Source organism: Pandoraea bronchicola (assembly GCF_902459805.1).
Lineage (GTDB): Bacteria > Pseudomonadota > Gammaproteobacteria > Burkholderiales > Burkholderiaceae > Pandoraea > Pandoraea bronchicola.
This window is the reverse complement of record NZ_CABPST010000005.1, coordinates 202333-224543: the sequence shown is the minus strand read 5'-3', so window position 1 is coordinate 224543 and position 22211 is coordinate 202333. Positions and strand designations below refer to the sequence as shown.

The following is a 22211-nucleotide window of genomic DNA, read 5'->3' as shown; positions in this document are numbered from 1 at the left end:
GTAGCGAAGCTGACATGCCGGACAGGTGGTACCCGAATTCAGGGGAAACACTGAGGAAGTCGCCGACAATTTCCGAGAGAATCGCAGGCATACACCGTGAGATTCGCCTCGGCGCGGTGTCCGGGAAGCGTTTCGTGCGCCCGGGGATATAAGAGGAAGGAGACTCAGGAATCATGCGCATCATGCTGGTGGAAGACACCGCCGATGTTGCCGAAGCGATCGCCACGCAGTTGCGCAAGCTTGGCCATGCGCTCGATTGCGAGTCGGACGGCGCAGCCGCAGCGGCGCGCATCGGCGACGATTACGACCTGTTGATCCTCGACGTCATGCTGCCGCACGTCGACGGTTTCGAGTTGCTCAAGCGAGTACGCGAGCGCGGTTTGTCCACCCGCGTGCTGATGCTCACCGCGTGTGCCGAGATTGAAGAGCGGGTGCGCGCGCTGGATCTCGGCGCCGACGATTACCTCACCAAGCCCTTCGACTTTCGCGAGTTGGAAGCGCGCGTGCGGGCACTCATGCGCCGCACCGGACAGGACGCCACGAACCGGCTGACCTGCGCCAATCTCTCGCTGGATCGCAAGAGTCGCGGTGTCGAGATCGACGGTCAGCCGATCGAACTCACGCGCCGCGAAGTGACGCTGCTTGAAATTCTCGCGGCGCGTCCGGGGCGCATCTTCGGCAAGGACGAACTCATGGATCGACTGTACGGCGACGAGCCCGTACCGAACGCGAACGCCATCGAGCAGTATGTCGCCCGTCTGCGCAAGAAGCTGGCTGCCGCGCAATTCCAGATTCGCACGTTGCGCGGACTGGGCTATCAACTCGTGCTGTCATGATCGTTCCCGGCCGGTCACTGTATCTGCGGCTGGTGGTGCGCATGGGCGCCGTGCTGGCGTTCGCCGCCGTGGCGGTGCTGCTCGGTATCTGGTTTTCGACGCGCTCGGCCGTCGACCGTGCGTATGATCGCTGGCTGCTCGGCAGCGCGCTGCAAGTGGCGGAGAACACGTGGTATCAGAACGGCGAAGTGAATGTCGACGTGCCGCTGGCGGCATTTTCCGCGCTCGCACCGGGCGATCAGATCTTCTATACCGTGCTCGATCCGAATGGCCGCTCGGTCGCGGGAGATTCGGAGTTCCGTCCGGTCATTCCGTGGGACAAACTCGCCGACGGCCCCGTCGTGGTCGACGGCACTTATCAGGAGATGCCGATCCGCATCGCCATCGTCGGACGCCGCATGCCGGTGGCAGCACCCCATCCGTGGGCGGTGGTGGCGTTGGCACACACCCAGAACGCCCGGGTGCGCTTCACACGCGGGTTGGCAGATAACACGCTGCTCATCACCATTGCGACAGGGGTGCTGGCGATGTTCGCCGCACTCTGGACACTACGTCAGGCGCTCATGCCGCTCAAGCAGATCGAGGCGGCGATTCGGGCGCGCGACTCGAACGATCTCGTCCCGCTGGCGGTGACGGTGCCGGCGGAGACGCTGGCACTCGTGGGGGCGATCAACGACTTCATGCAGCGGCTGGCGACATCGCGCGCGCTGATGCGCCGCGTGATCGGCGATGCGGCGCATCAACTGCGCACGCCGGTAACCGCGCTCACGGCGCAAGCGGAAATGCTCACGCAGACGCAGGATGACGCCGCACGTCAGACGCATATCGCACGCATTCAGAAGCAGGCACGCGGGCTTGGCGGACTCATCCACCAATTGATCAATCATGCGATGGTGCAGCACCGGGCCGACAGCGTGGCGCCGGTGCCTGTTGATCTGAACGAGCTGTTGCAGACGGCAATGCGCGAGACGCTCTCTTATGCGACGCGCGACATCGATGTCGCACTCCATGCGCCGCAGACGCCATGCATGATCGCCGGCGACCCACTGAGCCTGCGCGAAGCGATCAAGAACGTGTTGGTCAATGCGTTGGCCTACGGCGCGCCGCAGCGTCTGCATGTCGACGTGACGCGTGCAGGCGATCAATGGCGCCTGAGATTCTTCGACGATGGTCCGGGCATCCCGGAAGCGGAATGGCAGCGCGTGCGCACGCCGTTTTCCTCGCGCGCCGATGGCCGCGAAGGGGCGAGTCTGGGGTTGGCGATGGTGGCCGAAGTGATGCACGCTCACGGCGGCCAGATGACCTTTGAGCGGGTGGCGGGCGAGGGTTTTGCGGTGGTGTTCACGCTGCCGATGGCGGCATAAAAAAATCGGCTCGTCTCCGAACCGATCTTTTTACCGCGCAGGGCTCGCGCGAACGCTCAGAACGAATGTTCTTGCGTCGGGAACGTCCCGTGCTTTACGGCTTGTACATACGCTTCGATGGCCGCAGCGATGCTCGGTTGTCCGTCCATGAAGTTCATCGAGAACTTCGGCGACTTGCCGGGGAACACGCCCAGCATGTCCTGCAGCACGAGCACTTGTCCGTCGCAGTCGGGACCGGCGCCGATGCCGATGGTCGGCATCGTCGGCAATTCCGGCGTCACGCGCGCCGCCGCGGCGGCCGGAATCGCTTCCAGCACCACCAATTGCGCCCCAGCCGTCTGCAACGCCCGGGCATCGTGGAGCAATTTTGCCTGTGCGGCATCCTCTCGTGCCTGCACCTTGAAGCCCCCGAATGCGTGTACCGACTGGGGCGTCAGGCCCAGATGTGCGCAGACCGGAATGCTGCGCTCGACCAGAAAGCGCACCGTCTCGGCCAGCCACTCGCCACCTTCGATCTTCACCATCTGCGCACCCGCCTGCATGACGGCCACGGCGCTCTGATAGGCCTGTTCCTTCGTGCCATAGGTGCCGAACGGCAGATCGGCCAGCACGAGTGCCTTGTTGACGCTGCGCGCCACGCACTCGGTGTGATAGCAGATATCGCGCAGCGTAACCGGCAGCGTCGTGCGCTGACCTTGGATCACATTGCCGAGCGAGTCGCCAATGAGAATGGCATCCACGCCCACGCGGTCGAGCAGCGCGGCAAAACTCGCGTCATAAGCCGTGAGCATGGCGATCTTCTCGCCACGTTCGCGCATCTGGGCAAGTCCGGGAACGGTCACGGCCTTGCGGTTGGATTCTTGCAGATAACTCATATCGGCCTCGGTTCAGGAGGTGTTGCTGGCGCGATGCTCGGTCGGAGTGCGCTCAGGGGCGGGCGCCCTTGACGAAGACTTCCTTGCGCCCGCGCATCTGATCGATGCGTTCGACCAGCAGGGCGAAGTCGCTGTCGTTGTGTGCCGGGTCGAATTGCTCCGTGTCGACAGTCAATACCGGCGCAGCGGCGTAATGATAGAAGAATTCGCCGTAGATGTCGCACAACGCGCGAAGATAGGTGTCCGGAATTTGCTGTTCCATCGGAATCGCGCGCTTTTGAATGCGCGCGAACAGCGTCTCGGGGCTGGCTTGCAGATGAATCACGAGATCCGGTGCCCGATGCGGCCGCTCGATGTGCGCCACGAGCTTGCGGTAAAGCTCGAGTTCGTCGGCAGCGAGCGTGAGCCGTGCAAACAGGCCGTCCTTCTCGGGAAGGAAGTCGGTGAAGATCGGCTTGCCGTCGATATCGTGTCGCGCAATTTCCGTCGCTTCGTGTACTCGTTTCAGGCAGAAGGACAACTGTGCAGGCAGCGCATAGCGCGCACTGTCGCGGTAGAAGCGTTCGAGAAACGGATTGAGGGCCGGCTGCTCGAGCATTAGATCGGCACCCGCAGCATCGGCGAGGCGCCGCGCCAGCGACGTCTTGCCAACACCGATGGGGCCTTCGACGGCCAGATAGCGGAAACGCCCGAGGACGGGCGATCTCATGATGCGTAGGCTCGCTTCGTCGGGCAGCAGCACTGCTCGACGCGCTCGATGCGCTGGTCCGCCACATCGGCCAGCAGGGCGCTCACGCGCCCCACGCCGGGAATGTCGAGTTCGGGAGCAAGATCCGCGAGCGGGCGCAGGACAAAGGCCCGCAACGCCAGGCGCGGATGCGGCACGATCAGATCGGGCTCTGCAATGCGCTCATCGCCATACAGCAGCAGATCGAGATCGAGCGTGCGCGGCGCGTTCTTGTACGGCCGTTCGCGCCCGAAATGGAGTTCGATCTTCAGACACAGCGTCAGCAACTGGCGCGCCGTCAACGTCGTCTCGACGGCGACGGCACAATTGAGATAGTCGTCACCGCTCGACTCGATCGGCGCAGTGCGATACAGGTCGGACTTGGCCGTGATGGTGACGCCGATTTGCTGCGCCAGACAGACAATGGCGTCCTTGATCGCTTGGCGGGCGTCGCCGAGATTCGCGCCGAGCCCGATATAGGCAACAGTCATGAAGCACCTTCGGAACCATGCTGTGGCGATGATACCCGCTTGCCATGATTCGCGCTGGCAGCGTTCTCGTTACCCCCTCCCCCATCGCCACGATCGCCGCCCGAGCCTTCACCGCCCCCGCCGCCCGACGGTTTGCGACGCCGGCGGCGACGCTTCGCGGCCGGCGTGGTGCTGCCCGATCCGCTGCCCTGGGCGAGCAGGGCGTCGCGTGTGGCGGCGTCGCCTTCGAGGAAGTCCGTCCACCACTGACCGGCTTCTGCCGGGACTTCACCCGACTCGCAACGCAACAGCAGGAAGTCGTAACCGGCGCGCAGACGCGGATGCTCGAGCAGACGCAGCGGTGTGCGACCCACGCGCTTGTCGAGACGCACCTGCAAGCCCCAGATTTCCTTCATGTCGGCGACGAAGCGGCGCTGGATGGCCAGCTTGCCCGTTTGCGCATCGAGCACGTCGTCCATCGCCAGATGCAACGCCGGAATCGGATATTCGCCTGCGCTTTGATAGGCCTGCCACTTTTCCAGCACGAGATGCCAGAGCAGGGCGGCGAACAGGAAGCCCGGCGAGACCGGTTTGCCTGCGCGAATGCGCGCATCGGTGTTGGCGAGCGCCAGCGTGACGAACTTCTCGCCCAGCGGCTGCTCCAGCACCACGTCGAGCAACGGCAGCAGACCGTGATGCAGGCCCTGCGTGCGCAGTTGCTGCACACATGCCCAGGCATGACCCGAGAGCAGCAGCTTGAGCATCTCGTCGAACAGACGCGCTGCAGGCACGTTGTCGATGAGCGGGGCCAACTGCGGGATCGGCGCCGCCGTGGCGTCATCGATCTTGAAGCCGAGCTTGGCCGCGAAACGCACCACGCGCAACATGCGCACGGGATCTTCGCGGTAGCGCGTGGCGGGATCGCCGATCATGCGCAGCACTCGCTTCTGAATGTCTTCCCAGCCGTGGTGATAGTCATGCACCGTCTGAGCCGCCGGGTCGTAATACATGGCGTTGACGGTGAAGTCGCGGCGTGCGGCGTCTTCATTCTGCTCGCCCCAGACGTTGTCGCGCAGCACACGGCCCGATTCGTCGGTGACGTGGGTCTTGCGGTCGAGTTCGCCTTTTTTCGGACGGCGCGCACCGATCTGCTCGCTGTCGACGGCATCGACCAACGCCCGGAACGTGGAGGTCTCGATGATCTCCTGCCCGAATTGAACGTGCACGATCTGGAAGCGGCGGCCGATGATGCGCGCGCGCCGGAACAGGCGTTGGACCTGTTCGGGCGTGGCGCTCGTGGCGACGTCGAAGTCCTTCGGGGCGATGCCCAGCAGCAGATCGCGCACGGCGCCGCCCACAATGAAGGCCTTGAAACCGGCTTGCTGCAACGTGTCGGTCACGCGCACGGCATTCTTCGAGAGCAGGCTCGGATCTATGCCGTGAACCGAGACGGGGATGACGACCGGCAGGCCGGTGGCGGGCGGATTACCTGCGGCGCTCTCGGACCGGCCGTCTTTGCCCAGCAGCTTCTTGATGAGTTTACGGATCACTGGAACAACTCGAGAATGGGCCAGCGACGCGCCAGCGCAATGCTGCGCAGCGCCTCATCGGGGTTCGTTGCCACCGGATGGTTCACCTTCTCCATCAGGGGGACGTCGTTGGCGGAATCGCTGTAGAAAAATGCGTGGTCGAAATCGCTCCACGTCTTGCCTAGCGTTGCAAGCCAGGCTTCGGTACGTGTGATCTTGCCCTCGCGGAAGCTCGGTGTACCGACGTATTCGCCGGTGTAACGCGCATTGGGACCGTCACCGGCGGTGGCCGGCTCGGTGCCGATCAGGTGATCGATGCCGAATGCCTTGGCGATCGGTCGCGTGACGAACGTGTTGGTGGCCGTCACGATGGCGCACAGGTCGCCCGCCTCGCGGTGCACGTCGAGCAATTCGAGCGCTTCGGGCCGGATGTGCGGCAGGATCGACTCTTCCATGTACTGCGCGTGCCATGCGTCGAGCTGGTCACGCGGATAGCGTGCGAGCGGGGCGAGACAGAAACGCAGATAGGCCGGCATATCGAGCCGGCCTGCACGGTAGTCCTGATAGAAGGCCTCGTTGGCCTGCGCGTACGAGTCACGCTCGACCGCGCCCTGGCGCACGAGGAAACGGCCCCACTCTTTGTCGCTGTCGGTCGGCAGCAGGGTGTGGTCGAGATCGAAGAGAGCTAAATTGGTCATTGCGCGAATTTTACCTGAAGCTAGGGTCTGCCTAGTTTTTACCGTCGGGGGTGGCAGGATCGGTGTGGGTGAGCATCTGACGCAGCAACGGTAAGGTCACCGCGCGCTTTTGTTCCATCGAAAACCGGTCCAGGCGGTCGAGTAATGCCATCAGACTCGACATATCGCGCTGGAAGTGAGTGAGCAGGTAGGCGGGCACGTCGGCCGCCAACTGCAAGCCGCGCTCGCGCGCGGCGTTCTGCAACGCCTGTTTCTTGCCATCGTCGTCAAGTCCAACAATATGAAAAACGAGGCCCCAGCCGAGGCGCGTGCGCAAATCTTCGCGCAGCGGCATGTCGACCGGCGGCTGGGAACCCGCCGCCACGAAGGCGCAATGCGGTCTGGCCCGCGTCTCGTTGAACAGATTGAAAGCCGCGATCTGTTGTGTGGCAGAGAGGTGGTCGCAGTCGTCGACGCAATAGACCGTGCTCGCGTCGTCGAACGTGAAGGCCGCCAGTGGGCTGTTCGGGCGCAGATAGCGTGCGCTCGGGCCGACGGCATGGCACAGCGCCTCCATCAGGTGGGTGCGGCCGGACCCGGCGGCCCCCCAGAGGTAGATGCCGCGGTCGCGTGCCGTGCCGGCCGAGAGTTCGGCATTCAGGCCGGCGAGCGTTTGCGCCGGCTCGCGATTGGGCCCGACAATAAAATTGTCGAACGTGGCGGGCGGCGGTGTGCCGAGGTCGAGATACAGTTGCTGGATCACGAACGAAGAAAGCCGGCGGAAGGCCGGCACAGTACGGTTTACAGGGCACGACGGCCTTCGCCGGCGTCCGATATCCGGTTTGCGTGCCGAAAGGACACGCGCATCGGGTAAAATCGCATTTTACCGAACCTTGATGCATTCCCGTCATGTCACACCCTAACGAAACTTCCGGCCTTTCCTATCGCGACGCTGGCGTCGACATCGAAGCGGGCGACGCATTGGTCGAAGCGATCAAGCCGTTCGCCAAAAAAACCCTGCGCGACGGCGTGCTGGGCGGCATCGGCGGCTTTGGCGCACTGTTCGAAGTGCCCAAGCGCTACAAGGAGCCGGTGCTCGTTTCGGGGACCGACGGCGTGGGCACCAAGCTCAAGCTGGCCTTCACGCTGAACAAGCACGACACGGTTGGCCAGGATCTGGTGGCCATGAGCGTGAACGACATTCTGGTGCAGGGCGCCGAGCCGCTGTTTTTCCTCGACTACTTCGCCTGCGGCAAGCTGGACGTGGCCACGGCCGCGACGGTCGTCAAGGGCATTGCCCAGGGCTGCGAGCTGGCCGGTTGCGCCCTGATCGGCGGCGAGACGGCGGAAATGCTGAGCATGTACCCGGACGGTGAGTACGATCTGGCCGGTTTCGCGGTCGGCGCGGTCGAGAAGAGCAAGATCATCGACGGCACGACCATCGTGCCGGGCGACGTGGTGCTGGGCCTGGCGTCGTCGGGCGCGCACTCGAACGGCTATTCGCTCGTTCGCAAGATTATCGAAGTGGCCAAGCCGGATCTGGACGCCGACTTCCACGGCCAGCCGCTGCGCGACGTGCTGATGGCGCCGACGCGCATCTACGTCAAGCCGCTGCTGGCGCTGATGCAGACGCTGCCGGTCAAGGGCATGGCACACATCACGGGCGGCGGTATCGTCGAGAACATTCCGCGCGTGCTGCAGGACAACCTGACGGCCAACATCTCGAAGAACGCCTGGACCCTGCCGCCGCTGTTCCAGTGGTTGCAAGCGCACGGCAAGGTGGCCGACGCCGAAATGCACCGCGTGTTCAACTGCGGTATCGGCATGGCGGTCATCGTTTCGGCGGCTGACGCCGATGCGGCCGTCAAGCACCTCGAAGCATCGGGCGAGACGGTCTACCGTCTGGGCACGATCCGCGAGCGCAAGGAAGGCGAGGCGCAAACGATCGTGTCGTAAGGCACGAGAATACACGGGGAGGGCAACGCCCTCCCGGCATGAGGAATGCACTGAAAGCCCGCCGGGGATTGCCTCGGCGGGCTTTTCTTTTGGGAGAGAGGCCGCGTGCCTCAGGGCGTCGCGATGTCGGCCGATGGCTTACCCAGATCGGCGGGGCCGGTTCGCGGTCTACCGCCGAGGCAGGCAAACACGACGATGGCGCACAGCAGGGTGACGATCGCGAGCCGGTCGAGCAAGGTCGCGAAGGCGTGCTCGTAAGCGCTACGCAATGCCGCTTCCCCCCATGCCGGGGCGCTGGCGAGCGCACCGTGCATATCCCCCGCGACGAGCCGGTTGACGGCCTCGCGGGCCATGCCGGGCGCCACGGCCCCCTGCATGCCGGGCAACTGCGCGCTTATCAACGCCACCAACACGGCCCCGACGATCGCGAGCGCCACGCCTTCACTTGCGACTCGCGTCGTATTGAAAATGCCCATCGCCATGCCCGCGCGGTCCGTGGGCACGACGCTCACCGACAGTCCGTCCATCAAGCCCCAAGGCATCGCGCTGCCGGTGCCGATCAGAAGCATTGGCCATAGCGCGGGACTCAGCACGCCAGTGTCCGGCGAGCCGCTCGTGCGGGCCAGCCACACGAGGCCCGCCGCAGCCAGCCCCAACCCTGCGCTGCACAACACACCGGCGGGAATGCGCCGCGCCAGTTGCGTGGCGACGAAGGGCACCACGAGCATCGGCAGTGACAACGCCATCATGCGCAATCCGGCCACGACCTCGCTGTCGCCATGCACACCAATGAAACGCAACGGCAGCAATACGAGCAACACGATGTAGCAACAGCATGTGGCGATGGGCAGCATTTGCACGCCGATGAAACGCACGTAGCGAAAGAGCGTCAGGTCGAGCATGGGGTGCGCCACACGCCGTTCGATCGCGATGAACGCGACGGCCAGCAGCACCGAGAACGCGAGTGTGCCGACGACTTGCGGCGCTGTCGCCCCCAGCGCAGGGGCCTGAATCACGCCGTATGTGAAGCACGAGAGGGCACCGGTGAACGACAGCGTGCCGGGCCAGTCGAGTCCCGTGGCGGAGGGATCGCGCGATTCGCGCATGCCGCGTGCGCCGATGATCAGCGCGAGCGCCGCGATAACAGCGGTGGCCGCGAACACGCCTTGCCAGCCGAAGCGCGCGATAAGCCCCCCCGCGAGCAACGGCCCGAACGCCAAGCCAACGCCAAACGTCGTGCCCAGCAGGCCGTAGGCGCGTGCACGGGCGTGTCCGTCAAAGTCCTGGGCGAGCGACGCGCCACCACCGGCGAGCGTTGCCGCCGCCGCCACGCCCTGCAACGCACGAAGCCAGTCGACAACGAGCGCGGAGCGAGACAGGGCGAGCGCGAGCGACGTCAACAGCAGGGCCCCCACACCCAGCAGGAACAGGCGTTTGCGCCCAAACGCGTCGGCGCACGCACCGGCGGCCATCAGACAGCCACCGAACGCGAGCATGAACGCGCTGGTGATCCAGCGCATCTCGAGCGCGCTGCCGTGCAGCGCGGCCCCTATGGCGGGCGTGGCGACTGCCCCGCCCGAGAAGCTCATCGGAAGTAACAACGCCGCGAGACAAACGGAGAAAAGGCCCAGCAGCCGGCGGCGCAATGAGGCGTCGGCGCGCGGTGAGGGCCGGGAAGCCATGATCGACATGAAGAGAATCCTGATGAAGACGCGCTCACGCGCATCTGAAGCCGAAGGGAACGTTGGCCGACGTCATGCGATACATGCTAAATATTCGTCAATGCCAGATAAACGGGCGGGAGGTTCGTAAATTAGGGAATAAAATTCCGTAATCGACGGAGGGCGTTCAACCGCACTGGAGCATGAGACGATGGACAATCTGGCGGAAATCACCGCGTTCGTGAGCGCGGCAGAGACCTTGAGTTTCGTGGCGGCGGGGCGGGCGACGGGCGTGTCGGCGTCGGCGATCGGCAAGCAGATTGCGCGGCTCGAAGCGACGCTCGGCGTGCGGCTTTTCCAGCGCAGCACTCGGCGCGTGAATCTGACGGAGGCGGGGCAGATGTATTACGAGCGCTGCCGGCGCGTGCTCGACGAACTGGCCGACGCCCGCGCCATGCTCTCGCAGGTCTCGCAGACACCGCGCGGCAAATTGCGCGTCGGGCTGCCGGTCACGGCCTACCGGTTTGTGATGCCGTTGCTTCCCGCATTCACCGAAAAGTATCCGGACATCGAACTCGATCTGGATTTCGACGACCGCATCGTGGATCTGATCAAAGGCGGGTTGGACGTGGTGATCCGCAGCGGCGACTTACCGGACTCCACGCTGATGTCGCGACGCGCGGGGCCGTTTCGATTCGTGCTGTGCGCGTCTGCGGCTTATCTCGCGAGGCGCGGCACACCGCAAACCCCGAACGATCTCGAGACGCACGCGTGTATCCGCTTTCGCTTTCCGACGTCCGGAAAATTGCAGCCGTGGGCGTTCGTGTCAGAGGTGACGCACGCGCCGAAGCTGCATACGAGCCTTACGTGCAACAACATGGAGGCGTTGTTGAGCGCGACCATCCACGGGCTCGGCGTGGCGTACATGCCCGATTTTCTCGCTCGCGACGCGCTGGCCGCAGGCGAGCTTCAGGTCTTCCTCGGCGACTATCTGGAAAATCCCGGCCAGTTCTGGATGCTCTGGCCGTCGAGCCGTCACCTCTCGCCGAAGCTGCGCGTGTTTGTCGACGCCATGTGCGACAGAATGCTGTCTGAGTAGACGACAGACCAAAGACGCCGCGTCAGCGCTTCATCCGCGCCTCGACGGCGCGCATGACGTCCTCGAGCGTAGTCTCCATCACGCGTACGAGGTCGTCGAGTTGCGCACTGGGCGCGGCGGCGCGCGGCGTGATACGCAACGTGTGAAACGGCATGGACGGTTCGAAGCGGCGCAACACCAGATCGGAGTCGAGAAAATCGTAGGCGGACACGGGGTGCAGCAACCCTATGCCGACGTTCTCCTTGACCATCGTGCCGATGTTGACGGAGTAACGCGCCGTGGCGACGACCTGCTGATGCAGATTGCCGTCGGCGAAGAGCTGATCCATGCCCCAGCGCACCATGTCGGTCGGCTCGTACGACAGAATCGGCTGCCCCTTGAGATCGGCCAGACGGATCACCTTCTTGCGGGCGAGCGCGTGGCCCGCGGGCAGCGCGCAGATGGCATCGAGCTTGGCGAACGAGACGGCGTCGGTCGCCGCGACATCGATGGTGTCGGTCACGAGACCCAGTGCGAGTTGATGCGTGACGACCTGATCGCGAATCAGATCCGACGCCCCCGTGGTCAGCGCGAGTTGCACGCTCGGATGCAGCGCCCGGTAGCCGGCCATCACGCGCGCAAAGAACCCGAGGCCAAACGACACCACGGACCCCACCCGAATGACGGCCTTGTCGGGGTTGCGCAAATTAAGCGCAAACTCACGGATGTTGTCGAGCCCGGCGTACCGGCGCTCGACTTCCTCGAAGAGTGCGAACGCCTCGGCCGTGGGTTCGAGCCGGCCGCGCGCACGGTCGAACAGCGTGAGACGCGTCGAGCGTTCGAGATCGGCCACGAGACGGCTGACCGCAGACTGCGACGTGCCGAGCACCTGTGCCGCTTTGGTCGTCGTGCGCGTGAGCATCAGCGCCCGAAAGGCGTCGATGTGCCGGAAATCCATCGATTCTCCACGGAAGGGTTTGCGCTTGTGTCGCACCTTGCGCCGCACCTCGTGCGGCGCTCGCCTTACAGCGCAAAAGCGTGGATTCTACCGCCCTTCATCACCATCGGAATCCGCTCTCCCTGGCCGAGCAGACAGTCGAGCGAGGCGAGCGGATTGCCGTCGACGATCAGGACATCGGCAAGCGCGCCAGGCACGATTTCGCCCAACTGTCCGGACTGGCCAAGCACCTCGGCGCCGATGACCGTCGCGCTGCGCAGAATCTCTGCGGGCGAGAGGACTTCGGCGCGCAAACGGAATTCGTCGCTTTGCAGACGCTGCGACTCGCCCAGCAGATCCGAGCCGTATCCCATCTTCACACCGGCTTCGCGGAAGATCTCCAGCGAGCGCAGGCCGGCCGCATGCACATCGGCGATCTTCGCTACGCTGTCGTCGGGCAGGCCGAGCGACCTGCCTTCGTTCGCGAGGGCGTCGTAGGTGACCAGGGTCGGTACCGCGTAGGCGCCTTGACTGGCCATGTAGCGCGCCGTGGCGGCATCGACGAGATTGCCATGCTCGATGGTGCGCACGCCACAGCGCACGGCGCGTTCGATGGCCTGCGCCGTGTAGGCGTGCGCAAGCACATAGGTGCCGCGCCCGCGTGCTTCCGCGACGATGGCGCGAATCTCATCTTCCGAATAGCCCCAGGCGCCGACGGGATCGGTGGGTGATGCCACGCCGCCCGAGGCCATGATCTTGATCTGGTCGGCACCCATCTGCAATTCTTCGCGCACGGCACGGCGCACTTCATCGACGCCATCGGCCACCCGGGACAGGGCACCCACGCGCACGCAGCATGGGCAGGGACCGTCCGTGCCGATGTAATCGGTGCGCGGGCGTCCGTCGCCGTGTCCGCCGGTCTGACTGATTGCGCGACCCGATACGAACAGGCGTGGGCCTTCGGCCAGGCCGCTGTCGACCGCGTGTTTGATGGCGTACCCTGCACCGCCGGCATCGCGCACGGTGGTGAAGCCGCGACGCAGCATGCCCTGCAATATCGGCACCGACTTGAGCGTGACGAGCACATTCGGCAGGTGCGCTTGCGCGGAGAGGTTCAGTTGCGTGGCGTGAACGTGGACATGCAGATCGATCAGCCCCGGCATGACGGTGCGGCCATGTGCATCGATCTCGCGCGCGGACTGGGTGCGAATCGGCTTATCCGATACTTCCTTGATGCGGCCGTCCTCGATCAGGACGGCGTGGTCTTCGCGCAGTTCGCCCTTGACCGGGTCGAGCAACGCGCAATTCGACAACAGAATCGACTCCATGACCTCTCCTCCGGGATGATGTGTCTGGTCTTTGGTTCAGCGTCAGGTCGTTAGGCTCGCGTGCCCGGCGTTCAGTCGATCGTGGCGTGGGCGAGTGTGCGTGGGGTGCGGGTGAGCATCACGGGGGTGTCGCCGGTGACGACCGAGTCGTCCAGCCGGAAGCCACCGAGGCCGTAGACATAGATGCCCGGCTCTGCCGAATAGACTTCGTTCGCAAGCAGCGGGCGATGGTTGAACGCCATGTCGTCGGGGTACTCGTGGCCGATGATGCCCATGCCATGTCCTGTGCGATGGCGGATGTACTCGCCGCAACCGGCCTTCTCGATGACGGCCTGCGCGGCGGCGTCGATGCCGGACACCGGTTTGCCGGTCACGGCGGCGCTCACGGCGGCCTCGTTGGCCGCGCGGGCGACCTCGTAGAAGCGGGCCTGCTCGCTCGACGGCTTGCCGCAGAACCATGTGCGTTCGTTCTCGATGACGAGACCGTTCAGGCGCGGGATCACGATGTTGACCATGCCGTCGCCCGCGCTGATGCGCGCGCCGCACGAGGCGCCGTCGCCGTGCGGTGAGGCCGACGCGGGGCCGGAGAGCGTCCAGCAGCGCATCACTTCGAGGTTTTCGCCGGGGAAACGCTTCGCGCCCTCGGTGACCATCAGCGCGGCCATCGAGTAATCGAGTTCCTGCACAAGGCGCCCCGGACGGATGTTCTCGCGATAGCGGTCCTGCACCCAGTCGGCCAGCTCGGCGGCGGCGCGCATGATGGCAATTTCCTCATCGTGCTTGACCCAGCGCAGCGCGCGCATCTCGGCGAGCATCGGCACGAGCTTCGCATCGGGCAGCAATGCACTCGCGCGCGTAAGCGGGCCACCGGCCGCGTCGACGCCAATGCGCGAACCCGCGAGGCCGGCGCTGCGCAACGTGTCGGCGATCAGGGCGGGGACTTCGGCGAGCAGCGGCTGGCGTTGCGTGACACGCGGGTGCTCGGCGTAGAGCGTGACGCGATCGAGGTCGAGCCACAGATGACCGCGCTCGCGCGCCATCATCAGATGATGGGTGGACAGCTCGTTCATCACCGCGAAGGGCTCGCCGTTACGCGGCACGCAAATGGCGATCGGGCGCTCCCACGTCTGCACGTCGACGTGAAAGTTGGTGGCCCACTGGAAGAAGTCTGCGGCGGTGAACACGAGCGCATCGACGCGCGTGCGGTCCATCAGATCGTTCATCAGACTGCGGCGGTACTGACGTGTGGCGTGAGAGAGTGTCGGCATGGGAGATCCTTATCTGCAGAAGGTTGCGAAAGGTCAGGCGATGCCCGTGCGATGCCCGGCGTGGCATCGCGCGGGCAGGCCGGACTAAGCGGCAATCGCAGTCGGGGGAGTCAGGTCATCATCGTCTTCGCGTAACGGCGGTGGATGACCCAGTGCGAGGCAATGGCCAGCGCGAACGTCACGACCATCGACACGATGGAGAGCACTGCGCCGAACGGCCAGTTGTTGGCTTTCGCGATCTGGTCGTAGATCGTAGGCGTCATCATCGTGATGCCGGTGCCGCCGAGCAGCACGGGCGTGGCGTAGGCGTTCATGCAGAGAATGAAGACGAGCATGGTGCCCGCCGCAATGCCTGGCGCCGCCATCGGCAGAATCACGCGCGTGAGTGTCTGCCGGAACGTCGCGCCCAGATTGCGAGCGGCTTCTTCGACGGAAAAGTCCATGCCTTCGAGCACGCTTTGCAACGTGAGGATCATGTAGGGCAGTACTACGGCGGTGGTGCCCACGACGACGGCGAACGGCGTGTAGAGCAGGCGAATCGGTTGCGGCACGATGCTCAGCGACACGAGCAGCGAGTTGACGAAACCGGCGTTGCCCAGCATGACCATCCACCCGGCCGCGCGCACGACGTTACCCACGAGCAGCGGGAAGACGAGCAGCATCACGAGCAGGCTCTTGAAACGGCTCTGCGTGCGGGCGAGCACGTAGGCGACGGGAAATCTGAACACGAGCGCGAGGGCGGTACACAGCGACGCGACCTTGATCGTCATCCATAACACCGACAGGTAGTACGGATCGGTGAAGAACTTGAGATAGTTCGCGCCGGTCAATGCCGCCTGCATCATGTCGACGGGATCGAACCGGTTGAAGCTGTAGCGCACCAGTTGCAGCCCGGGCAGTACGATGACGAAGAGCACGACGAGCGTGGCGGGGGCGGCGAGCGCGCCGCCCGTGAACGCGCCGCGCACCGCGCGAGCGGTGGCGGCCCGGGAGGCTTGGGTGGACGGCGGGCGCGACGTCATCGCGGGCTCCGGCGTGTCGGTGACGTTCACAGACCCACCTTGAATTCCTTGTTCCAGAAGTCGAGCAACGCGGGCTTGTCAGCGGTGAAGCGAGCGTAGTCGAGCTTGACCATGCGATCGAGTTCCGCACTGGTGAAGCCCACGCTTTGTTGCAGCGACGGCGGCAGATTCGCGTTCTTCACGGTCGGCGCGTAGCCCATCGTCTCGGCAAAGCCGATTTGCGCACGCGGGTCGAGCATCGCGTTCAGATAGTTGAAGCCGCACGGCTTCGACTGCGAGTTCTTCGGCACGGCGGCCTCGAACGTCACCGGCACGGCGCCTTCCTTGGGGACCACGTAGTCGATGGGCACACCGGCCTTCTTCCATTGCAGTGCTCGCGCCTTCCACATGCAGGTGAACCAGATATCGCCGCTCTTGAGCGCGGAGGCCACCGCCTCGTTCGACGGATAGACCTTCGGCTGCTGTGACTTGCGCAACTCGCGCAGGAACTGCACGCCGCCGGCCATGTCGCCGTCCTTGTGACCTGCCGCAAGCGAGCTGCTCACCACGTTGAAGTTGTAGAGGATGTCGGAGAAGCCGACTTTGCCCTTGAGCTTGGGATCGAGCGCGGCCGTGAACGAATCGGGCTTCGTGCCGAGCTTCTCCGGGTTGTAGACGATCACCATCGCGCTGAAGATGTGCGGGATGGAATACGGGCGGCGCAGCGCCTCCAGCGTATTCGTCAGATTCGGCACGAGCTTGGCGTCGACCGCCTCGAGAATGCCCGAGCGGTTGATGTCGTACATATCGAGATCAGCCAGACACGCGACGTCGAGCGAACCGCGCCGCGACGCCTTCTCGGCGCGCAACTTCGTCATGCGCTCGACCTGCCCGGCAGAGTCGTAAGTGACTTTGCCGCCCGCCGCTTCGATGATCGGCTTGCCGATGTTTTGCTCGAGCAGATTCAGATAGTCGCCGCCCCAGGTGCCGACGACCACGTTCGGACAGGCGTCGGCGGCGTATGCCGAGAGCGCATCGAGGCCGAGCGCGGGAGCGATCACCAGGCCGGAAGCGGTCTTCAGAAACGAGCGGCGGTTCAGGGCGTGCGTCATGTCGTCATCCTTCAAAACATTGGCCACGGGTTGGCCAATACATGGGCCGAAGCGTTGGGGTGATTGATGCGTTGCCGTCAGGCGTTGAAAAACAGGCAGTCGGTACTCGCGAAGCAAGCCTTGAGCGCGCGGCCCGGGGCGTAGCGGCTCGCGTCGTCGCGTGCGGTGTTCTGCACGTGTGCTACGAGCATCTCGCCTTGCGGGCTCTTCAGGCGCAGTTCGAGCGTGGAGCCCAGATAGATCGTCTGATCGACCGTGACCGGCAGGGCTGTCTCGTCTCGCGTGGGGGCGTCGGTCAGCCGCAGGCGTTCGGGGCGAATGCCAAGCGTCGTGGCGTCGTGCACGGCACCCGCCAGCGCAAGGCGTTCCCCTTTCGCGGTCACGAAGTGCCCGTCGCTCATCCGGCCCGCGAGGAAGTTCATTTTGCCGAGGAAGTTCGCGACGAAAGGATTCGCCGGACGTTCGTACAGGGCGTCGGCCGTGCCGATCTGCTGCACGCAACCGTCGTGCATCACGGCCAGACGATCGGCAATGGCCAGCGCCTCTTCCTGATCGTGCGTGACAAAGATCGTCGTCAGACCAAGCCGGCGTTGCAAGGCGCGGATCTCTTCGCGCACTTCGGTGCGCAGCTTGGCGTCGAGATTGGAGAGCGGTTCGTCGAGCAGAAAGACGTCGGGACGGATCGCAAGCGCGCGGGCAATCGCCACGCGCTGTTGCTGACCGCCTGAGAGCTGGCGCGGATAACGATCTGCCAGCGGTGTGAGACGCACCATGTCGAGCGCTTCGCGAATGCGCGTGGCACGATCCGCGCCCGAGACGTGCCGCATCTCGAGCCCGAACGCCACGTTTTCAGCCACGGTCATATGCGGGAACAGCGCGTAACGCTGGAACACCATACCGGTGTTGCGGCGATTCGGTGGCAGGCGGGAGACTTCTTTGCCGCCGATCCAGATTTCGCCGGCCGTTGGCTCGACGAAGCCTGCGACCATGCGCAGCGTGGTGGTCTTGCCACAGCCGCTCGGGCCGAGGAAGGCGACGAGTTCGCCTTCGGCGATCTCCAGCGAAAAGTCCGCGACGGCAGCGGCGTTTCCGTATTGCTTGCGCAGTCCACGAAGCGAAACGTTGGCCATGTCAGATCACCTGGCTGAGTTTGACGAAGCGATCGGTGATCAGCATGACAATGCCGAGCAGCACGATCTGCGCGGCGGAAACCGCCGCAATCGTCGGGTCGAGGTTGAATTCGAGGTACTGCATGATCGCAATGGGCAGGGTGGTTTTGCCCGGCCCCACGAGTGGCAGCGTGAGTTCGAGGTTCTCGAACGACACGATGAAGCTGAACAGGACGGACGCCACAATGGCCGGACGCAGCATTGGCAGCGTGACGCGCCAGAGCGTGCGCCACGGCCCCGCGCCGAGGTTGCGGGCGGCTTCTTCGATGGTGCCGTCGATCTGCGCGAGGCTCGCGCCCACGAGACGCATCGTCCACGGAATGGTCAGGCAGACGTGTGCGACCACGAGACCGCCGAAGGTGCCGACGATGTCGACGTCGAGCGTGTTCTCCGCGCGCAGGTAGAAGAGGTAAGTGGCAATGCCCGCGACGATGCCCGGCACGACCAGCGGCAGCAGCAAGACATTGCCCAGCGTGCGACGTCCCGGGAAGCGGTAGCGCGCGAGGGCGAGAGAGGCGGCAACGCCGAGGATCACGCCGCCGATGGCCGCGCAGGCGGCGAGCTGCAGCGAGAGCAGGAAGCCGTTGGCGAACGCGGCATTGCGCCAGGCGTTCAGATACCACGACACCGTATAGCCGCTCGGCGGGAACGTGATGATCGCGTCTTTGAAGAAGCTCAGCCAGACGACGAAAATCAGCGGGCTGAGCATGAACAGGTAGATCACCGTGACGCCTGCGCGCACCGCCCACTTTGCGAGCGGCACACGCCGCGGCCTGCCTGCCGGCAGCCTCAGCACATCGCCCGTCATCCCACCTGGCTCCATCGAAGTCTGCGTCATTGGCAACCTTCCCGGTATCGTGGATTCGATGCAAATTTGCATTGATCGAAACGTTGATATGCAAATTAGCATATCAAAATCGTCATGCAAACCGGAAAGCTGTCAGGGTTTCAACGGAGGCGAGAGCGGGACTGGATGCATGTTCGATGCAGGTATCGAACGGCGGAAATGAAGCGGAAATGAAGCGGGAATGAAGCGAAAATCGCGCTGGGTGGACGCTTCGCCGCGGCGGCGAAGCGTTGAGTGGGCGGTGCTCAGGGCTGCCAGAGGGCGCGCACGGTGGCAAGGGCGCGCGGCGAGGCGTCGGCGGCGGTGCAGTCGACGATGTGCCGTTCGGGCATCGAACGCAGCCAGGTGAGTTGACGCTTGCACAACTGACGCGTGGCAAAGATACCTTTGTCGCGCATCGTGTCGTAGTCGGTCTCGCCGTCGAGGTATTCCCACACCTGACGATAGCCGACGCAGCGCATCGACGGCAGCCCGGGGTTGAGATCGCCGCGTGCGCGCAGGTGTTCGACTTCTTCGATGAAGCCGGCGGCAAGCATCAGGCGAAAACGTTCGGCAATGCGCGCGTGCAGGACCGAGCGGTCGCCGGGCTCCAGTGCCACCGGCACGAACGTGTGGGCCGATGGGGTGTCCGGTGTCTGCGCCTGTTCCGCCAGCCACTGCGACATGGGTTTGCCCGACAGTTCGAAGATTTCCAGCGCGCGCTGGATGCGCTGTGAGTCGTTTGGCGCAAGACGTGCGGCTGTTACGGGGTCGATCCCGGCGAGCCGTGCATGCATCGCGGGCCAGCCGTCGCGGGCGGCGTCTTCGTCCAGTCTGGCGCGCACCCCGGCGTCGGCGGACGGCAGTGGCGAGAGACCCTGCGTGAGCGCCTTGTAGTACAGCATGGTGCCGCCGACGAGCAGCGGACGACGCCCGCGTGCGGCGATCTCGTCGACCAGCCGTAGCGTGTCTTCGCGGAATTGCGCAGCGGAGTAGGCATCGCGCGGATCGATGATATCGATCAGATGATGTGGCACGGCGGCCCGCTCGGCGGCACTGGGCTTTGCCGTGCCGATATCCATCTCGCGATAGACGAGGGCGGAGTCGACGCTGATGATCTCGAGCGGTGTGTCCTGCGCCAGCGCGAGGGCGGCGGCGGTCTTGCCGGACGCCGTCGGCCCCAGCAGGCAGACGATTGGGGGATTTGCCTTCATGAACCGCTCAACGTCCGCGCATGAACAATTTGTCGAGGTCGCCGAGCGTGAGCTGGTACCAGGTGGGACGTCCGTGGTTGCATTGGTCGGCCCGCTCGGTCGCTTCCATCTGGCGCAGCAGCGCGTTCATCTCCTCGTGCGTGAGACGCCGGTTGGCGCGCACGGCCGTGTGGCACGCGAGCGTGCCCAGCAGTTCGTGCTGACGCTCCGTGAGCACGCGCGAGCCGCCGTACTGACGCAGGTCGGCCAGCACCGCGCGCGCGAGCGCTTGCGCATCGGCACCGTCGAGCAGCGCGGGAATGGCGCGCACGGCGAGCGTGGTCGGGGACATGGCGGCGAGGTCGAAACCGAGTGCGGTGAGCGTCTCCTGATGTTCTTCCGTCGTGCCGATTTCCACCGGGTCGGCGAAGAACGTCACCGGAATGAGCAACGGCTGCACCGGCACGCTGCGCTCCACCAGCGCCTGCTTGAAGCGCTCGTACAGAATGCGCTCGTGCGCCGCGTGCATGTCGACCAGCACGAGACCGTGAGCGTTCTGCGAGAGGATGTAGATGCCGTGCAACTGCCCGAGCGCGAAGCCCAGGGGGTGTTCGAGCGACATGGCGTCGGCGGTGCTGCCGGTGCCTGCCGGCAACGTCTCGAGGCCGGCGGCGAGCGCGGCGCCGTCTGGTGCGTCGCCGGTATTGCCATACGGGGGCGAAGGCGCATCGGTGACGCCCGGTTGACCGTAGGGGCGTGGTGCAGGCGGTGCGGCGCGTCCGAACAGGTTGTCGTAGACAGACAGCGGTTGGGCCATCGGCAGCGAGCCTTGCTGCATGCGCGGGTTCCAACTGCTGCCGCCCGGCGTGCCGAAACCGGCGGCCGGGCGCGCGCCCATGAAGCCGCTTGCGCCAGCGCCACCGGCCGCTCCCGGCCCGGCGGCGAGACTGCCGCCATCAGTCAGGTGCGCTGCGTGCGTTGCGCCACCACTGCCCGCCGCCCGGGCCAGCGCACGTTGCACGGCGTGGAACACGAATTGGTGAACGCTGCGGGCATCGCGAAACCGCACTTCGATCTTCGACGGGTGAACGTTCACGTCGACCAACTGGGGCGGCAGTTCGAAATACAGCACATATGCCGGATAGCGGTCGCCATGGAGCACGTCTTCATAGGCGGCGCGCACCGCGTGCGTGAGCAACTTGTCGCGCACGAAGCGGCCGTTCACGAAGAAGAACTGCTGGTCGGCGCGGCCCCGGCTGGCGGTCGGCAGACCGACGAAACCAGACAGGCGCAGCTCGGCCGCCCCCTCGTCGAGCGCGAGATGCGCGTCGGCGAAATCGTTGCCGAGCACGCGCGAGACACGCGTGGCGGCGTCCGACGCGTTCCAGTGCTCTACCGCCCGGTTGTTATGCAGGATCGAGAAGCCGACGTCCGGCCGCGCCAGTGCGCTGCGCCGGATGACGTCCATGCAATGACCGAACTCGGTTTGCTCGGTCTTCAGGAATTTGCGTCGCGCGGGCGTATTGAAGTACAGGTCTCGCACGTCGACCGTCGTGCCCACGGGGCCCGCTGCGGGCGTGAGTGCACCGGTATTGCCGTCGATGGCAGTCGCATGCGGCGCATCGGTCTGGCGGCTCGACAGCGTGAGCTGCGCAACCGACGCGATGGAGGCGAGCGCTTCCCCCCGAAACCCGAGTGTGAGCACCGATTCCAGTTCGTCCAGCGTGCGGATCTTGCTCGTCGCGTGACGGGTGAGGGCGAGCGGCAACTGCTCGGCGGACATGCCGCCGCCGTCATCGGTAATCGCGATGCGGCGCACCCCCCCTTCTTCGAGCTTGATCTGGAGTGCGCGGGCGCCGGCGTCAAGGGCATTTTCGAGCAATTCCTTGACGACGGATGCCGGACGCTCCACCACTTCGCCGGCGGCGATCTGACTGATCAGTTGGTCGGGGAGGACACGGATGGCGCGAGCCGGCGCGAGGCCCGCCGGCATGGGGCCGGGGCGGCGCAGGGGGGCGTCGGCGCTGGCGTCGCCGGGCACGGCGGCCAGGTCTTGCGCCGCGGGGGCGGGGGTCGGGGTGGCAGACATGGGAACCATTATAAAGGTTGCCCTCAAAGACATAAGTCGATCGACGTTTCAGCCTGCAAGACGCATCAGAACGCGCCAGTTTCCCATCATGGGAATGGCCGAAGGCGGAAGGGGT

General features: G+C 65.0%; 20 protein-coding genes. 4 read left to right on the top strand and 16 right to left on the bottom strand.

Annotation, left to right across the window (positions count from 1 at the left end):
- The first annotated feature begins 173 nt into the window (after nt 1–173).
- Both PBR20603_RS12570 and PBR20603_RS12565 read left to right on the top strand, forming a co-directional pair.
- Nucleotides 174–836, top strand: a complete 663-nt coding sequence (locus PBR20603_RS12570; RefSeq protein ID WP_150559852.1) for a response regulator transcription factor — start codon at nt 174–176, stop codon at nt 834–836.
- Nucleotides 833–2200 (top strand): sensor histidine kinase, encoded by a 1368-nt coding sequence (locus PBR20603_RS12565; protein WP_150559851.1) that lies wholly within the window; start codon nt 833–835, stop codon nt 2198–2200. Before PBR20603_RS12570 ends, PBR20603_RS12565 begins: the two co-directional genes overlap by 4 nt.
- A 56-nt stretch (nt 2201–2256) precedes the next feature.
- Here PBR20603_RS12565 and panB read toward each other — a convergent pair whose 3' ends face one another.
- Genes panB through hda form a run of 6 tightly spaced genes read right to left on the bottom strand, consistent with a single transcriptional unit; the run spans nt 2257 to nt 7241 of the window.
- Nucleotides 2257–3075 (bottom strand): 3-methyl-2-oxobutanoate hydroxymethyltransferase, encoded by an 819-nt coding sequence (gene panB, locus PBR20603_RS12560; protein WP_150559850.1) that lies wholly within the window; start codon nt 3073–3075, stop codon nt 2257–2259.
- A gap of 52 nt (nt 3076–3127) precedes the next feature.
- The gene (locus PBR20603_RS12555; RefSeq protein WP_150559849.1) at nt 3128–3784 is read right to left on the bottom strand and encodes a deoxynucleoside kinase; all 657 of its coding nucleotides are present in this window, start codon (nt 3782–3784) and stop codon (nt 3128–3130) included.
- Nucleotides 3781–4293: a 2-amino-4-hydroxy-6-hydroxymethyldihydropteridine diphosphokinase gene (gene folK / locus PBR20603_RS12550; protein WP_150559848.1), complete on the bottom strand. Its 513-nt coding sequence runs from the start codon at nt 4291–4293 to the stop codon at nt 3781–3783. The genes PBR20603_RS12555 and folK overlap by 4 nt, the downstream gene beginning before the upstream one ends.
- Complete coding sequence (gene pcnB / locus PBR20603_RS12545) at nt 4290–5822, bottom strand: polynucleotide adenylyltransferase PcnB (RefSeq protein WP_150559847.1); 1533 nt, start codon at nt 5820–5822, stop codon at nt 4290–4292. The genes folK and pcnB overlap by 4 nt, the downstream gene beginning before the upstream one ends.
- Nucleotides 5819–6499, bottom strand: coding sequence for a histidinol-phosphatase (locus PBR20603_RS12540; RefSeq protein ID WP_150559846.1), 681 nt, complete (start codon nt 6497–6499; stop codon nt 5819–5821). Before PBR20603_RS12540 ends, pcnB begins: the two co-directional genes overlap by 4 nt.
- A gap of 31 nt (nt 6500–6530) precedes the next feature.
- Nucleotides 6531–7241: a DnaA regulatory inactivator Hda gene (gene hda / locus PBR20603_RS12535; protein ID WP_150559945.1), complete on the bottom strand. Its 711-nt coding sequence runs from the start codon at nt 7239–7241 to the stop codon at nt 6531–6533.
- Nucleotides 7242–7387: 146 nt separating this feature from the next.
- On the opposite strand from hda, the gene purM reads away from it, so the two are divergent.
- Entirely contained in the window at nt 7388–8434 is a 1047-nt protein-coding gene (purM, locus tag PBR20603_RS12530) for a phosphoribosylformylglycinamidine cyclo-ligase (RefSeq protein ID WP_150559845.1), read from the top strand.
- Between the two features lie 110 nt (nt 8435–8544).
- Here purM and PBR20603_RS12525 read toward each other — a convergent pair whose 3' ends face one another.
- Nucleotides 8545–10116, bottom strand: coding sequence for an MFS transporter (locus PBR20603_RS12525; protein WP_150559944.1), 1572 nt, complete (start codon nt 10114–10116; stop codon nt 8545–8547).
- A 190-nt stretch (nt 10117–10306) separates the two neighbouring features.
- On the opposite strand from PBR20603_RS12525, the gene PBR20603_RS12520 reads away from it, so the two are divergent.
- On the top strand, nt 10307–11194 hold the full coding sequence (locus PBR20603_RS12520; RefSeq protein WP_150559844.1) for a LysR family transcriptional regulator: 888 nt from the start codon (nt 10307–10309) through the stop codon (nt 11192–11194).
- Between the two features lie 22 nt (nt 11195–11216).
- Here PBR20603_RS12520 and PBR20603_RS12515 read toward each other — a convergent pair whose 3' ends face one another.
- From PBR20603_RS12515 to mutL, 9 genes are all read right to left on the bottom strand, one after another.
- A complete protein-coding gene (locus tag PBR20603_RS12515) occupies nt 11217–12131 on the bottom strand; it encodes a LysR substrate-binding domain-containing protein (RefSeq protein WP_150559843.1) in 915 nt (304 codons plus the stop codon).
- A 65-nt stretch (nt 12132–12196) separates the two neighbouring features.
- Nucleotides 12197–13438, bottom strand: coding sequence for a metal-dependent hydrolase family protein (locus PBR20603_RS12510; protein WP_150559842.1), 1242 nt, complete (start codon nt 13436–13438; stop codon nt 12197–12199).
- Between the two features lie 71 nt (nt 13439–13509).
- Complete coding sequence (locus PBR20603_RS12505; RefSeq protein ID WP_150559841.1) at nt 13510–14706, bottom strand: M24 family metallopeptidase; 1197 nt, start codon at nt 14704–14706, stop codon at nt 13510–13512.
- A gap of 110 nt (nt 14707–14816) precedes the next feature.
- Nucleotides 14817–15728: an ABC transporter permease gene (locus tag PBR20603_RS12500; RefSeq protein WP_246174601.1), complete on the bottom strand. Its 912-nt coding sequence runs from the start codon at nt 15726–15728 to the stop codon at nt 14817–14819.
- Nucleotides 15729–15754: 26 nt separating this feature from the next.
- Nucleotides 15755–16819: an extracellular solute-binding protein gene (locus PBR20603_RS12495; RefSeq protein ID WP_150559840.1), complete on the bottom strand. Its 1065-nt coding sequence runs from the start codon at nt 16817–16819 to the stop codon at nt 15755–15757.
- 77 nt (nt 16820–16896) lie between these two features.
- Entirely contained in the window at nt 16897–17949 is a 1053-nt protein-coding gene (locus PBR20603_RS12490) for an ABC transporter ATP-binding protein (protein WP_150559839.1), read from the bottom strand.
- 1 nt (nt 17950) lies between these two features.
- On the bottom strand, nt 17951–18796 hold the full coding sequence (locus PBR20603_RS12485) for an ABC transporter permease (protein WP_246174626.1): 846 nt from the start codon (nt 18794–18796) through the stop codon (nt 17951–17953).
- A 284-nt stretch (nt 18797–19080) separates the two neighbouring features.
- Entirely contained in the window at nt 19081–20028 is a 948-nt protein-coding gene (gene miaA, locus PBR20603_RS12480) for a tRNA (adenosine(37)-N6)-dimethylallyltransferase MiaA (protein WP_150559838.1), read from the bottom strand.
- 7 nt (nt 20029–20035) lie between these two features.
- The gene (mutL, locus tag PBR20603_RS12475; RefSeq protein WP_425495810.1) at nt 20036–22096 is read right to left on the bottom strand and encodes a DNA mismatch repair endonuclease MutL; all 2061 of its coding nucleotides are present in this window, start codon (nt 22094–22096) and stop codon (nt 20036–20038) included.
- Nucleotides 22097–22211: the final 115 nt, after the last annotated feature.

What these genes read in the sequence shown, in the direction of transcription:
- PBR20603_RS12525 (WP_150559944.1), bottom strand. Translation starts at nt 10,116, where the DNA reads ATGGCTTCCCGGCCCTCACCGCGCGCCGACGCCTCATTGCGCCGCCGG.
- PBR20603_RS12485 (WP_246174626.1), bottom strand. Translation starts at nt 18,796, where the DNA reads ATGACGGGCGATGTGCTGAGGCTGCCGGCAGGCAGGCCGCGGCGTGTG.
- PBR20603_RS12570 (WP_150559852.1), top strand. Translation starts at nt 174, where the DNA reads ATGCGCATCATGCTGGTGGAAGACACCGCCGATGTTGCCGAAGCGATC.
- PBR20603_RS12555 (WP_150559849.1), bottom strand. Translation starts at nt 3,784, where the DNA reads ATGAGATCGCCCGTCCTCGGGCGTTTCCGCTATCTGGCCGTCGAAGGC.
- PBR20603_RS12490 (WP_150559839.1), bottom strand. Translation starts at nt 17,949, where the DNA reads ATGGCCAACGTTTCGCTTCGTGGACTGCGCAAGCAATACGGAAACGCC.
- PBR20603_RS12540 (WP_150559846.1), bottom strand. Translation starts at nt 6,499, where the DNA reads ATGACCAATTTAGCTCTCTTCGATCTCGACCACACCCTGCTGCCGACC.
- purM (WP_150559845.1), top strand. Translation starts at nt 7,388, where the DNA reads ATGTCACACCCTAACGAAACTTCCGGCCTTTCCTATCGCGACGCTGGC.
- PBR20603_RS12510 (WP_150559842.1), bottom strand. Translation starts at nt 13,438, where the DNA reads ATGGAGTCGATTCTGTTGTCGAATTGCGCGTTGCTCGACCCGGTCAAG.
- PBR20603_RS12495 (WP_150559840.1), bottom strand. Translation starts at nt 16,819, where the DNA reads ATGACGCACGCCCTGAACCGCCGCTCGTTTCTGAAGACCGCTTCCGGC.
- PBR20603_RS12500 (WP_246174601.1), bottom strand. Translation starts at nt 15,728, where the DNA reads ATGACGTCGCGCCCGCCGTCCACCCAAGCCTCCCGGGCCGCCACCGCT.
- PBR20603_RS12565 (WP_150559851.1), top strand. Translation starts at nt 833, where the DNA reads ATGATCGTTCCCGGCCGGTCACTGTATCTGCGGCTGGTGGTGCGCATG.
- miaA (WP_150559838.1), bottom strand. Translation starts at nt 20,028, where the DNA reads ATGAAGGCAAATCCCCCAATCGTCTGCCTGCTGGGGCCGACGGCGTCC.
- PBR20603_RS12505 (WP_150559841.1), bottom strand. Translation starts at nt 14,706, where the DNA reads ATGCCGACACTCTCTCACGCCACACGTCAGTACCGCCGCAGTCTGATG.
- folK (WP_150559848.1), bottom strand. Translation starts at nt 4,293, where the DNA reads ATGACTGTTGCCTATATCGGGCTCGGCGCGAATCTCGGCGACGCCCGC.
- PBR20603_RS12515 (WP_150559843.1), bottom strand. Translation starts at nt 12,131, where the DNA reads ATGGATTTCCGGCACATCGACGCCTTTCGGGCGCTGATGCTCACGCGC.
- mutL (WP_425495810.1), bottom strand. Translation starts at nt 22,096, where the DNA reads ATGTCTGCCACCCCGACCCCCGCCCCCGCGGCGCAAGACCTGGCCGCC.
- panB (WP_150559850.1), bottom strand. Translation starts at nt 3,075, where the DNA reads ATGAGTTATCTGCAAGAATCCAACCGCAAGGCCGTGACCGTTCCCGGA.
- PBR20603_RS12520 (WP_150559844.1), top strand. Translation starts at nt 10,307, where the DNA reads ATGGACAATCTGGCGGAAATCACCGCGTTCGTGAGCGCGGCAGAGACC.